11 protein-coding genes and 2 pseudogenes are annotated in these 12,587 nt (G+C 70.7%); 9 read left to right on the top strand and 4 right to left on the bottom strand.

All coding sequences use genetic code 11. The features are described 5' to 3' along the window. Nucleotides 1–285, bottom strand: a pseudogene (locus tag LJE69_RS07945) (hypothetical protein); the annotation flags it as partial. A gap of 31 nt (nucleotides 286–316) precedes the next feature. On the opposite strand from LJE69_RS07945, the gene LJE69_RS07940 reads away from it, so the two are divergent. Next, nucleotides 317–586, top strand: a complete 270-nt coding sequence (locus LJE69_RS07940) for a hypothetical protein (RefSeq protein ID WP_296923668.1) — start codon at nucleotides 317–319, stop codon at nucleotides 584–586. 95 nt (nucleotides 587–681) lie between these two features. On the opposite strand, the gene LJE69_RS07935 is transcribed toward LJE69_RS07940, so the two are convergent. Continuing rightward, nucleotides 682–1,242, bottom strand: coding sequence for a Uma2 family endonuclease (locus tag LJE69_RS07935; protein WP_296923666.1), 561 nt, complete (start codon nucleotides 1,240–1,242; stop codon nucleotides 682–684). Between the two features lie 112 nt (nucleotides 1,243–1,354). Then, on the bottom strand, nucleotides 1,355–1,993 hold the full coding sequence (folE, locus tag LJE69_RS07930) for a GTP cyclohydrolase I FolE (RefSeq protein ID WP_296923663.1): 639 nt from the start codon (nucleotides 1,991–1,993) through the stop codon (nucleotides 1,355–1,357). 402 nt (nucleotides 1,994–2,395) lie between these two features. Here folE and LJE69_RS07925 point away from each other — a divergent pair, with 402 nt between their 5' ends. From LJE69_RS07925 to ptsP, 8 genes are all read left to right on the top strand, one after another. Further along, complete coding sequence (locus LJE69_RS07925; RefSeq protein WP_296923661.1) at nucleotides 2,396–4,171, top strand: N-acetylglutaminylglutamine amidotransferase; 1,776 nt, start codon at nucleotides 2,396–2,398, stop codon at nucleotides 4,169–4,171. A gap of 89 nt (nucleotides 4,172–4,260) precedes the next feature. Beyond that, nucleotides 4,261–6,021: an N-acetylglutaminylglutamine synthetase gene (gene ngg / locus LJE69_RS07920; protein WP_296923659.1), complete on the top strand. Its 1,761-nt coding sequence runs from the start codon at nucleotides 4,261–4,263 to the stop codon at nucleotides 6,019–6,021. A gap of 40 nt (nucleotides 6,022–6,061) precedes the next feature. Further along, complete coding sequence (locus tag LJE69_RS07915) at nucleotides 6,062–7,171, top strand: osmoprotectant NAGGN system M42 family peptidase (RefSeq protein WP_296923657.1); 1,110 nt, start codon at nucleotides 6,062–6,064, stop codon at nucleotides 7,169–7,171. A gap of 109 nt (nucleotides 7,172–7,280) precedes the next feature. Continuing rightward, nucleotides 7,281–7,739, top strand: a complete 459-nt coding sequence (locus LJE69_RS07910; RefSeq protein ID WP_296923670.1) for a methyltransferase domain-containing protein — start codon at nucleotides 7,281–7,283, stop codon at nucleotides 7,737–7,739. A 15-nt stretch (nucleotides 7,740–7,754) separates the two neighbouring features. Continuing rightward, nucleotides 7,755–8,006, top strand: coding sequence for a hypothetical protein (locus LJE69_RS07905; RefSeq protein ID WP_296923655.1), 252 nt, complete (start codon nucleotides 7,755–7,757; stop codon nucleotides 8,004–8,006). An 87-nt stretch (nucleotides 8,007–8,093) separates the two neighbouring features. After that, nucleotides 8,094–9,095: a dihydroxyacetone kinase subunit DhaK gene (gene dhaK, locus LJE69_RS07900; protein WP_296923653.1), complete on the top strand. Its 1,002-nt coding sequence runs from the start codon at nucleotides 8,094–8,096 to the stop codon at nucleotides 9,093–9,095. Further along, nucleotides 9,050–9,721 (top strand): dihydroxyacetone kinase subunit DhaL, encoded by a 672-nt coding sequence (gene dhaL / locus LJE69_RS07895; RefSeq protein ID WP_296923651.1) that lies wholly within the window; start codon nucleotides 9,050–9,052, stop codon nucleotides 9,719–9,721. The genes dhaK and dhaL overlap by 46 nt, the downstream gene beginning before the upstream one ends. Nucleotides 9,722–9,741: 20 nt before the next feature. Further along, entirely contained in the window at nucleotides 9,742–12,378 is a 2,637-nt protein-coding gene (ptsP, locus tag LJE69_RS07890) for a phosphoenolpyruvate--protein phosphotransferase (RefSeq protein ID WP_296923649.1), read from the top strand. On the opposite strand, the pseudogene LJE69_RS07885 reads toward ptsP, so the two are convergent. Then, nucleotides 12,375–12,587 (bottom strand): annotated as a pseudogene (locus LJE69_RS07885) (glycosidase); the annotation flags it as partial. The gene ptsP and the pseudogene LJE69_RS07885 overlap by 4 nt on opposite strands.

Raw genomic sequence — 12,587 nt, 5'->3', positions numbered from 1 at the left:
CGCCGCGGCATACTCGGTCGGCGGATCATGGAAGGAGAGGATCTGGAAGACATTGCGCAGGCGCCCTTGCAGGCAGGCGGGACAGAGCATGGGGTCGACGGCCTGCTTGGCGAGGAACTCATCCATGTCGGCGATGTAGGGCACCTCCGGCGGGTCGAGCCCGAGCAGGGCGCGGCATCGGGTGAGGTGGGCCTTGCGCTTGGCGCCGGCGAGCAGGCCGAAGTAGCGGATCTGGTGGAAGCCGGGCGGGAGGCCACGGCTCGACAAATGCGTCGCCAGCTTCAAGTCCTACATTGCCGGCCGGCTTATCGAGCTGGTGGAGCAACGCCGCGCCGAGCCCATACTGAAGCGGCTGCGCTTCGCCAAGCCTGGCCACCGCACGGACCGTCAGTACCAGTTCTGGCAGGAGGGCGCGCATGCCGAGATGGTCATTTCCGACGCCGTCATGCGCCAGAAGCTCGACTACATCCACCGCAACCCGGTCAAGCGCGGCTACGTCGACCTGGCCGAGCACTGGCGATACTCGAGCGCCCGCAACTATGCCGGCGCCGAGGGGCTGATCGAGATCGACCGCTGGCACTGCTGAGCCGGGACGCGGCGCTGGAGCGCCGCGGGTGGCCGCGTCGGCGCTGGCGCGCCGGCACGATCAGGCAGCGCGCGCGATGCATCGAGAGGGATGTGCTACGGGATCAGGTCGGCGATTGCGATGGCGGGCTGAGCTGGCGCTTGCAGGGGTGCGATCCGCTCGGCGGGGGCGAGCACGGAACGGGTGGCGTAGGCGTCGCCGGTGGGGTCGCGGTGGACCTCCAGCACGGCATCGACGAGGTTCAGTATCCAGTACTCGGGGATGGCGTTGCGGGCGTAGAGGGCGAGCTTGCGGGTGCGGTCGAAGGCGAGCGAGGTGTCGGCGACCTCGACGATCAGGAGAGCCGTGGCGGGATGGGCGTCGCGGTGGTCGCGCGGGCCACCGGTGACGACGGCGATGTCGGGCTCGGGCTCGGAGTAGCCGTCGATCGCCAGCGGAAGTCGCGCGCGAACGCTGCAATGCCGGCCGAAGGCTGCTCGCACGGCGTCGTCGATCAGCTGTACCGCCGTGGCGTGACGGCTTTTCTGGGGTGGCGTGTCGAGGATCTCCCCGTCCACGAGCTCGACCCTGGATTCGGGGTCGAGGACGCCCGAGCCCACCAGATGCTCGAATTCCGCACGGGTCCAGATGTGTGGCTTATGCGCGATCGCGGTCATTGGGATGGCAGGCGCTCTCGACGCCGCGCGTGTCTGTGTCGACTCGTCGCGAGTATAGCCGGCGGCGCCTCGTCGCGGTTGCCCGGTACAAGCGCATGCGTTCTGCCATGGCCTACTTGTGCAGAAACCCCATGAACTCCGAGCGGGTGCGCGGGTCGTCCTCGAAGGTGCCGCGCATGGCGCTGGAGACCGTGGTGCTGTTCTGCTTCTGCACGCCGCGCATCATCATGCAGGTGTGGCTCGCCTCCATGACCACGGCCACGCCATGGGCGCCCAAGTGCTCCATCAGGGCGTCGGCCACCTGGTTGGTGAGCCGCTCCTGCACCTGGAGCCGACGCGCGAAGACGTCCACGACGCGGGCGATCTTGCTCAGACCCACCACCTTGCCGTTCGGCAGGTAGCCGACGTGGGCGTGGCCGAAGAAGGGCAGCATGTGGTGCTCGCACATGCTGTAGAACTCGATGTCGCGGACGATGACCATCTCCTTGACGTCTTCCTCGAAGACGGCCTTCTTGATGATCTCCTCCGCGGACATCTGATAGCCGCTGGTGAGGAAGTCCATTGCCTTCGCGACCCGCAGCGGGGTGCGGCGCAGCCCCTCGCGGCCCGGGTCTTCGCCGATCTCCTGGAGCATCTCACGCACCAGGCGCTCTTTCGCCTCGTCGTAGACTTCTTCTTCCCGTGCGGCATCGAAGCTGTCGGCGTAGTGGCCGTCGGAGGCGATGCGCGCGATATTCGGTTTGGGTGCCATGGTGTTCCACCTGTCTCGTACTGGGGCGCCGTCGCGGCGCCGTCCAAGATTTGTCCAACCGGCGGGAACATAGGGGCGGATGCCGGGAATGCGAATGCCGCCGCGATCCTTCCTCCCGCGGCTGGCTCCGGGCCCATCAGCAGATGCCCGAGCCGTGTGGCCGATGTCCGGGGTTCCCATGCGCGTTGGCAGGTCTTGGAGCCGGGGCTTTCTGGCAGCCGGGCGGGGCTTTCGTTAACATGGTCGGCAACTTGAGCGATGGCGGCGGTGCTTGGCGCGCCGATGCGCACTGATCGTCGCCCGGTGGGCAAGCCACCCGCCATCCTCTTCGACCCCCGCCGGCGTGCGCGAGCCGGGGCCGTTCGCCGCAGCCTTCACCGCCCCGACAGGAGTACCCGAGACGTGTGTGGATTCTGCGGCGAGATCCGCTTCGACGACCGACCCATCGACCTCGGCGCACTCGGCGCCGTCAACGCCACCATGGAGCCCCGCGGTCCGGATGCGAGCGGGCTCTACCAACAGGGCCGCATCGCGCTGGGGCACCGGCGGCTCAGTATCATCGACCTCAGCACCCACGCGAGCCAGCCCATGGTGGACAGCGAGCTTGGGCTGACGGTGGCCTTCAACGGTTGCATCTACAACTATAAGCAGCTCCGCGAGGAGCTGAGCGCGCAGGGCTACCGCTTTTTCTCTCACGGCGACACAGAGGTTGTGCTGAAGGCGTTCCACGCCTGGGGCGCCGACTGCGTGCACCGCTTCCACGGCATGTTCGCCTTCGCTGTGGCCGAGCGCGATACGGGCCGGCTCACGCTGGCGCGCGACCGGCTCGGCATCAAGCCGCTCTACTTCGCCGAGCTGCCGGGCGCGCTGCGCTTCGCGTCCACGCTGCCGGCGCTGCTGGCGGGTGGCGGCATCGACACCGACCTCGACCCGGTGGCGCTGCACCACTACATGCACTTCCACGCCGTCGTGCCGGCGCCGTACACCATCCTGCGCGGCGTGCGCAAGCTGGCGCCGGCCAGCATCCGCGTCATCGAGCCGGACGGCACCAGCCGCGAGCACGGCTACTGGGCGCCGACGTTCGAGACCTTGCCGGAGGAGCGAGGACTCACCTTCGAGGACTGGCAGGAGCGGGTGCTCGAGGCGCTGCGCACCGCCGTGGACCGCCGCCTGGTGGCGGACGTGGACGTGGGCGTGCTGCTCTCGGGCGGGCTGGACTCGAGCCTCATCGTGGGGCTGCTGGCCGATCAGGGGCAGACCGGACTCAACACCTTCTCCGTCGGCTTCGAGAGCGTCGGCGACGAGGCCGGCGACGAGTTCCAGTACTCGGACATCATCGCCAAGCACTACGGCACCCGGCACCACAAGATCCACGTGGACTCCGCGGCTATGTTGCTGCCGAGCCTGCCGGGCTGCATCCGCGCCATGTCCGAGCCGATGGTGAGCCACGACGTCATCGGCTTCTACCTGCTCTCGCAGGAGGTGGCCCGGCACGTTAAGGTGGTGCAGAGCGGGCAGGGGGCGGACGAGGTCTTCGGTGGCTACCACTGGTATCCGCCAATGCAGGGCTCCACCGACCCGGCGACGGATTACGCGCGCGTCTTCTGCGACCGCGGCCAGCACGAGTACCTGCGCGCCGTGCACCCCAGACTGCACGGCGACGACTACAGCCGTGCGTTCATTCGGGATCACTTCGCGATGCCCGGCGCCGAGGCCGCCGTGGACAAGGCGCTGCGCATCGACCAGCTCATCATGCTGGTGGACGACCCGGTCAAGCGCGTGGACAACATGACCATGGCCGCCGGCCTGGAGGCACGGGTGCCCTTCCTGGATCACGAGCTCGTCGAGCTGGCCGCACGCATTCCCGCCGAGCACAAGCTCTGCGACGACGGCAAATGCGTGCTCAAGGCCGTGGGCCGGCGTGTCATTCCGAAAGAAGTCATCGACCGCCCGAAGGGCTACTTCCCGGTGCCGGCGCTCAAGTACCCGCGCGGCGAGGTGCTGGACATGATGCGCGACGCCGTCACGTCTCAGCGCGCCCGCGACCGCCAGCTGTTCCAAGCCGACTACGTGAACGAGCTCTTGGCGGACCCCGAGTCGCACATTACCCCGTTGCGCGGCTCCAAGCTCTGGCAGGTGGCGTTATTGGAGCTTTGGCTGGCGGAGCAGGGGATCTGAAAAAGTGCGGAGTGCGCAGTGCGAAGTGCCCTTGAGCAAGCATTGGCCCGCCCAAGCAGCAACACAACGGGACGAAGAGGACAGATCTCATGAGCAGCCCACGAGACAGCATCCACCACCGCCTCGAGCGCAAGCGCGGGCCGTCGGTGAGCAGCTGGGACAGCAAGCCGCGCAGTGACGACGAGAGCTGGTCCGAGACGGTCGTGGACTGCGGCTGGGGCCGGCTCATCTTCGGCCAGACCTTCAACGATGCTCAGCGTCTGGCGCGCTGCCTGCAAGACGAGCAGCCCGGACGCCGCGACGTGGCGCTCTACCTGCGCGATCCGCACGTAGTGCTGTCCTATGCGCCGCAGGACCTGTTCCTCGATCCCTCCCACACCTTCAGGCTCTGGTTCGAGCGCTACCAATTCACCCGCCGCCGGCCGAAGGGCTTCGTGGTGCGACTGCTCACCAGCCACTTGGATGCCGAGGCGGCGCACCGGCTCTACGCCGCGCGCAAGATGGTCCCGCCAGACCCGGACTTCATTTTTGGCCAGCGCGCTTCGCGGGTGCTGCACTACTGGGTGGCCGAAGATCTTCAGGACGGCGCCATCCTCGGCGTCGTCTGCGGCGTGGACCATGTCGAGGCCTTCGGCGACTACGAGCACGGCGCGAGCCTGTGGGCGCTGTGCGTGGACGCCCAGGCGCCGTACCCCGGTATCGGCGAGATGCTGGTGCGTCAGGTGGTGGAGTTCTATCAGGCGCGCGGGCGTGCCTTCCTGGACCTTTCGGTCATGCACGACAACCGCGGCGCCATCCGGCTCTACGAGAAGCTTGGCTTCGAGCGCGTGCCGGCCTTTTGCGTGAAAAACAAGAACGCCTACAATGAGCCGCTCTTCATCGGCAGGCAGCCCGAGGCCAACCTCAATCCCTACGCCACCATTATCGTCAACGAGGCGCGCCGGCGCGGCATCGGCATCGAGGTGATCGATACCGACGGCGGCTACTTCGCGCTCAGCCTCGGCGGGCGGCGCGTTGTCTGCCGCGAATCCCTGAGCGAGCTCACCACCGCCGTCGCCATGAGCCGCTGCGACGATAAAGCCGTCACCCAGCGGCTGCTGCGCCGCGCCGGGCTGAAGGTGCCGGAGCAGTGCCGGTACGAGGCGCTGGACCAGGCCGAGGCATTCCTCACCAAGCATAAGCGCGTGGTGGTCAAGCCCGCCCGCGGCGAGCAGGGGGCCGGCATCAGCGTGGACATCCGCTCCGTGAGCGACCTAGAGCGGGCCATCAAGGCCGCCCGGCGCATCTGCGAGACGGTGATCCTGGAGCAGTTCTGCGAGGGCGATGATCTGCGCGTCGTCGTCATCGACTTCGAGGTGGTCGCCGCCGCCATCCGCCGCCCCGCCCACGTGGTGGGTAACGGCCAGAACACCGTCAACGAGCTGATCCAGATCCAGAGCCGGCGCCGGCGCGCGGCCACCGGCGGTGAGAGCTCCATCCCGCTGGACGACGAGACCGAGCGCTGCGTGCGGCAGGCCGGTTACAAGATGGACGACACGCCGCCCGAAGGCGAGACCATCGTCGTGCGCAAGACCGCCAACCTGCACACCGGCGGCACCATCCACGACTGCACCGCGCAGTTGAGTCCGACCCTGGCTGCCGCGGCGCAGAAGGCCGCGCGCGAGCTTGACATTCCCGTCACGGGGCTGGACTTTCTGGTGCCGGACGTGGGCGGCTCCGAGTACGTCATCATCGAGGCCAACGAGCGCCCCGGGCTCGCCAACCACGAGCCGCAGCCCACCGCCGAGCGCTTTGTCGATCTGCTGTTTCCGCAGACCACGGCACGCCAGCATTCCCAGCGCTACGCTTGATGAGACCCACTGACCAGACCCACTGACGAGACTCACGCGTTTGAAAGCCGTCCCCATCGACAACGAATACCTGCTCGACATCCTGCTGCGGCTCCTGTTCACGCCGAGCCCGTCCGGCTACACCGACCGCGTCGTGCACCTGGTCTGTGAGGAGCTGGAGCGCATGGACGTGCCCTTCGAGCTGACCCGCCGCGGCGCCATTCGGGCCACGCTGAAGGGCGAGGCGCGCAAGCCGAACAAGGCCGTCGTCGCGCACGTGGACACCCTCGGGGCCATGGTCAAGGCGCTGAAGCCCAACGGACGGCTGCAACTGGTACCGGTGGGGCACTGGAACGCTCGCTTCGCCGAGGGCGCCCGCTGCACGCTCTTCACCGACTATGGCCAGCACCGCGGCACCATCCTGCCCATGAAGGCGTCCGGCCACACCTTCGGACCCGAGGTGGATACCCAGCCCACCGGCTGGGACCATGTCGAGTTCCGCATCGACGAGCGCGTGTTCGACATCGACGACCTGCTGCGGCTTGGCGTGCACGTGGGCGACTTCATTGCCATCGACACCACGCCCGAGATCACCGACACCGGCTTCATCAACTCCCGCCACCTCGACGACAAGGCCGGCGCCGCGCTGCTGCTCGCTGCCACCAAGGCGGTCAAAGAGCATCACATCCCGCTGCCGGTGGACTGCCATCCGCTATTCACCATCTCGGAGGAGGTCGGCTCCGGCGCCTCCGGCGCGCTGCACCAGGACGTCGCCGAGATGCTCACCATCGACAACGGCACCACGGCACCGGGGCAGAACTCCAGCGAGTTCGGCGTCACCATCTGCATGGCCGACATGGGCGGACCGTTCGATTACCACCTGACCCACCGCATCATCCAGATCTGCCAGGAGTTCCAGATCCCGCACCAGCGCGATGTCTTCAAGTACTACCGCTCCGACAGCGCCGCCGCGCTGGAGGCCGGCAACGACGTGCGCACCGCCCTGGTCACCTTCGGCGTGGACGCCAGCCACGGCTACGAGCGCGTGCACCAGGAAGCACTGGAGTCCATCGCCGGCCTGGTGGCCGTCTACATGCAATCCCCGCCGCTCTACGCCCGCGACCGCTACGAGATGGGCCCACGGGCCGGGTTCCCGACCATGCCTGGTTGAAGACGGGGCTAGGGGCTAGGGCCGGCGTGTCGGCCGGAGTGTCGCCCTCCAGGGCGACACTGAAGAGCGCGCTGGAGGGAGGAAGCGGCCATTCCCCCCGACGGCCAAGCTGGACGCCTCGGCCGATATGGTGCGCTACGCCCAAAGGCAGTTCGGCGCCGATCAGAGGCCGAACCTGCGCTTCGAGGCGGGTGACGCGCGCAGCCTTGGCTTCGATGCGCGCTTCGACCTGGTGGTCTCGTTCAACGCCCTGCACTGGGTGCCAGAGCAGGCGGATGCATCGCGCGGCATCCACCGGGCGCTGAAGCCGTATGGCCTGGCGCATCTGCGCCTGGTCACCCGCGCCGCGCTCACCAGCCTGGAAGAGGTCGCCGAAGCGGTCCGCCGCGAGCCGCATTGGGCCGACGCCTTCGCCAGCTTCACCGACCCCTGTGAGCATCGGCTCTCCGCCTACAACGCGACCTACCTCGAGCTGGCCCTGCGCACGGGGTCGGTCCTCGCATCCTTTGACGTGAAGCTCGTTGCCGCGGCGCAGCGGGCCGGCGTGACGATCTTCGGCGCAGCCTGATCGAGCGCGGGAGCGATGCCGCAAGCGGGCGCGCGGAGCAACGAGACAAGGGAAACGGCCGAGAAATTCGACATCTTCCCCGACATCGTCAACGAGAACGAGTTCTACATTCGCGCCAAGGAACGCGCCGGCAATCATCGTGCAATGATGGCGCGCTCGCTGTTTCATCAGCGGATGTTCGACTGGCTCGATGGCGTGCTGGCGGACGCCCCGTCCCAGGGCGGATGCTTGACCCTGTCTCTCAGTTTCAGCGGCTTGCGCCACTGAGGTCGGCGGCTCGCAATCGCCGACGATATCCGCGACGATGTGCGCGCCAACAGCTCGGTCAACGGCCCGATCCACGCGGAGGCGCGCATGAAGAAGCTCATCAACCGGCCCGAGGATGTCGTCGTCGAATCGCTGCACGGGCTCGCCGCGGCCCACGGCGACCTGCTGCGGGTCTCGTTCGATCCGCTCTTTGTCGTGCGCGCGGATGCGCCGGTGGCAGACAAGGTTGCGATCGTCTCCGGCGGCGGCAGCGGCCACGAGCCCCTGCACGCGGGCTTCGTCGGCCGGGGCATGCTCGACGCCGCCTGCCCGGGCGAGGTCTTCACCTCGCCGACGCCGGACCGCATCGAGGCCGCCACCCGCGCCGTGGTGAGCGGCAGGGGCGCGCTGCATATCGTCAAGAACTACACCGGCGATGTGCTGAACTTCGAGACCGCCGCCGAGCTGTGCCGCGCCGACGGCATCGAGGTGGAGGCGGTGGTCGTCGCCGATGACGTCGCGGTGGAGGACAGCACCTTCACCGCCGGCCGGCGCGGTCTCGGCACCACGGTGCTGCTGGAGCGCCTGCTCGGTGCCGCGGCGGAGCGTGGTCTCGGGCTCGACGCGCTGGCGGCGCTGGCCCGGCGCATCTGCGACACCGGGCGCTCCATGGGCGTCGCGCTGACGCCCTGCACGGTGCCGGCGGCGGGCCGTCCTACCTTCACGCTCGCCGACGACGAGATCGAGATCGGCGTCGGCATCCACGGTGAGCCGGGGCGCGAGCGCGCCAAGCTGCGCCCGGCGCGCGAGCTGATGGAGCAGGTCGCCGGGGCCGTCATCGACGACCTGCCGTTTCGCGATGGCGACGATGTCATCGTGCTGCTGAACGGCATGGGCGGCACGCCACTCATGGAGCTTTACCTGCTCTACAACGAGCTCCACCGCATCGTCGCCGCGAAGGGGCTGCGCGTGCGCCGGCGCCTGGTCGGCAACTACATCACGTCGCTGGAGATGGCCGGCTTCTCGCTGACATTGCTGAAGGCCGACGACGAGCTCGTCGCGCTGTGGGACGACCCGGTGCTGACACCGGCGTTGCGCTGGGGCTGCTGATGGCGACGCTGGCCCGGTTCGCCGCTTGGATCGCGCGGCTCGACGCGGTCTACGCGGAGCAGAAGGACTATCTGACCGATCTCGACGCCGCCATCGGCGACGCCGACCACGGCATCAACATGGCGCGTGGCTTCGCGGCCGCCCACCAGGCTATCGTCGCCGCGCCGCCGGCGGACGTCGGCGCGCTGCTGAAGGCCGTCGCGATGACGCTGATTCGCACCGTCGGCGGCGCCTCCGGGCCGCTCTACGGGACCTTCTTCCTGCGTGCGGCGCCGGTGGCCGGTGCCGTCGCCGAGGTCGATGCGGCCGGGGTCGAAGCGCTGTTCGCCGCCGGTGCCGCCGGCATCGCCGAGCGCGGCAAGGCCGTCGTCGGCGACAAGACCATGATCGATGCCTGGGGGCCGGCCGTGGAGGCGCTCGGCGCGAGCCGTGCCGCCGGCGGCGCCGTCGCCGACATGCTCGCCGCGGCCGCCGCGGCTGCCGCCGCCGGTCGCGACGCGACCCTGCCACTCGTCGCGCGCAAGGGCCGGGCCAGCTACCTCGGCGAGCGCAGCCGCGGGCACATCGACCCCGGCGCGGCGTCCACGGCGCTGCTGCTCGCGGCGGCGCACGAGACCCTCGGCTGAGCCTCCAGGGCAACCCGGCGATGACCATGGCGGCTCGGGTCGGCCTCGTCGTCGTCTCCCACAGCCGGGCGCTCGCGGAGGCCGTCGCCCGGCTCGCCATGGCGGTCGGACAGGGGCCGCTGCCGATCGCGTTCGCTGGTGGCGTCGGCGATGCGCACGACGCCCTCGGCACCGATGCGACCGACATCCTCGATGCGATGCTGCGGGTCGACTCCGCCGCCGGCGTGCTGGTGCTCGCCGACCTCGGCGGCGCGCTGCTAGCCGCGGAGACCGCGCTGGAGCTCGCCGAAGGCCAGCTCGCGGGGCCGGCGCGGCTGGTCGCGGCGCCGCTGGTGGAGGGCGCCGTCGCGGCGGCGGTGCAGATCGGGCTCGGCGCCGATCTCGACACCGTCGCCCGCGAGGCCCTCGGCGCGCTGGCACCGAAGCAGGCACAGTTGGCCGGCTGCGATGCCGCCGCGCCGCCAAGCCCCGCTGCCCCGAGCGCCGCCGTGCAGCAAGTCACCGACGGCGCCGAGCCGCCCGGCATCCGCGAGCGCTTTCGCATCGACATCGATCACGGCCTGCACCTGCGCCCGGCCGCGGCGCTGGTGGCGACCATCGGCCGCTTCGGTGCCACGGCCTGGCTGCGCCGCGCCGATGCCCCCGGCGCCTGGGGCGACGCGCGCAGCCTGAACGCCATCGCGACCCTCGGCATCGACCGCGGTGATGTGATCGAGATGACTGCCGACGGCGCCGACGCGCCCGCGCTGCTCGCGGCAGTCCGGGCGCTGGTGGCGCGGGGCTTCGGCGAGGCCGGACGCACGCCGGCGGCTGACGCTGCCGGCGGGCCCGCGGCAACGCCGCCCGGCGATCTTCCTGCGGCATCGGCGGGCACGGGTGCGATCCTGACCGGCATGCCGGCAGCGCCCGGCCTCGCCGTCGGAACGCTCGCCGTGCTCGCCGCCGCGTCGGTGCTCGTCGACGCTGGCGACCCCCCGGTGCGCTCGGCGCCGCTCGCCGAGGCAGAGGTCGAGGCCGCGCTGGAGCCGGTGCGCGCGGCGCTCGGCCGCGTCGGCGCGAGGCTGCGTGAGCAGTCGAGGGCCGCCCGTGCACGCGCGCGCGGCGATGCCGCCGGCATCGCCGAGGCGCAGGCGGCCGTGCTCGCGGACCCGGCGCTGGAGACCGGCGTGCGCGCGCTGCTGCGCGATCGCGTCTGCGATGCAGTAACCGCTTTTCGGCTGGTGGCGGCGCGGCTCGCGGCCGGCTATCGCGCGCTGGCGGACGCGTATCAGCGCGCCCGTGCCGCCGATGTCGAGGATGCGGCGGGGCAGGTCCTCGCGCTGCTCGCGCGGGCTCCCGAGCCAGCGCCGGGGACCTTGGCGGCGCTGCCCGCGGGGGCCATCCTGGTCGTCGATAAACTGACGACGTCGCAGGCCCTGGCCCTCGATCCGGCGCGCGTTGCTGGCGTCGCGAGCGCGCGTGGCTCCCGTGACGCCCACGCCGCCATCATCGTTCGCGGGCTCGGCTTGCCGATGGTGACCGGGCTCGCTTTGCCGGCCGGCGGGAGCCGGCTCGACGGCGTGGCGGCGGTCCTCGATGGCGACGCCGGCACGCTGGAGCCGGCGCCCGGCCCGGCGCGGCTCGCGGCCGCCCGTGCCCGTCTCGCCGAGGCGGCGCGTGCCGCCGCCGCGCTGCGCGAGCGCCCGCGGCAGCCGGGCGTGCTCGCGGACGGCAGCCCGCTCCCGGTGCAAGCCAGTGTCGCGAGCGCCGCCGACGCCCGCGCCGCGGCCGCGGGCGGCGCGCAGGGCATCGGCCTGCTGCGCACCGAGCTGGCCCTGCTCGACGCGGAGCAGGTGCCGGATGAGGACGCGCAGGTCGCGCGCCTGGCGCCCATCCTCGCCGCCTTCCCCGAGACCGGCGCGGACGACAGGCCGCCGCGGCTGCGTCTGTTCGACATCGGCGGCGACAAGCCGCTGCGCGCCCTCGCCCTGCCCGTGGAGGCGAACCCGTTTCTCGGGCTGCGCGGCGTGCGGCTGCTCGCCGACCCCGCCTTCCACGCGCTGCGCGATACGCAACTCCGGGCGCTGCTGCGCGCCGGGGCCGGCAGGCGGATCGGGATCATGATCCCGATGGTCGCCACCGCGGCCGAGATCGACGCGATCCGCGCCGCGCTCGCCGGCGCCCATGCCGACCTGGCGCGTGCCGGTGTCGCGCATGCCTGGCCGTTGCAGCTCGGGATCATGGTCGAGACGCCCGCGGCCGCGCTCGCCGCCCCGCAGCTCGCCGCGCGCTGCGACTACTTCTCCCTGGGCACCAATGACCTCACGCAGTACGTGATGGCCGCCGAGCGCGGCAATGCCGCCGTTACCGGGCTGGCCGATGGTCTCCACCCCGCGGTGCTGCGCGCCGTCGCGCTCACCTGCGACGCGGCCCGCGCCGCCGGTATCCCGGTGGGCGTCTGCGGCGAGCTGGGCGCCGACCCGCTCGCGATCCCGCTGTTGATCGGCCTCGGCGTCGGTGAGCTGAGCGTGCATCCGGCCGCGGTGCCGGTGGTGAAGGCCCGGCTCGCCGGGCTGTATCCGGCGGCCTGCCGGGCGCTGGCCGAGCGCGCGCTCGGCTGCACCGATGCGGCGGCGGTGCGGGCGCTGGTGCTCGCGATGGACGGCCGGACGGACTAGCCGAAGGCGAGCCGCTGTTCCGTGCCGTCGGCCTGTTGGGTGATGACCTCAAAGCCGCAGTCGACGAGGTCGGCATGCAGCGTCGCGGTGTCGCTGCCGTTGCGCCAGGTGAGCTCTAGCCTGCGGTCGTCGGTGTCGGCGACGGTGAGCGCGCCGCGGAACGCGGGCGAGGTGTTGCGCAGCCGGATCAGGGTGAGCTGGTCGCGGAC

This window comes from Thiohalocapsa sp., assembly GCF_022340605.1.
Classification (GTDB): Bacteria; Pseudomonadota; Gammaproteobacteria; order Chromatiales; family Chromatiaceae; genus Thiohalocapsa.
The sequence above is the reverse complement of the archived record's forward strand: the minus strand, read 5'-3'. Positions and strand labels throughout refer to the sequence as shown.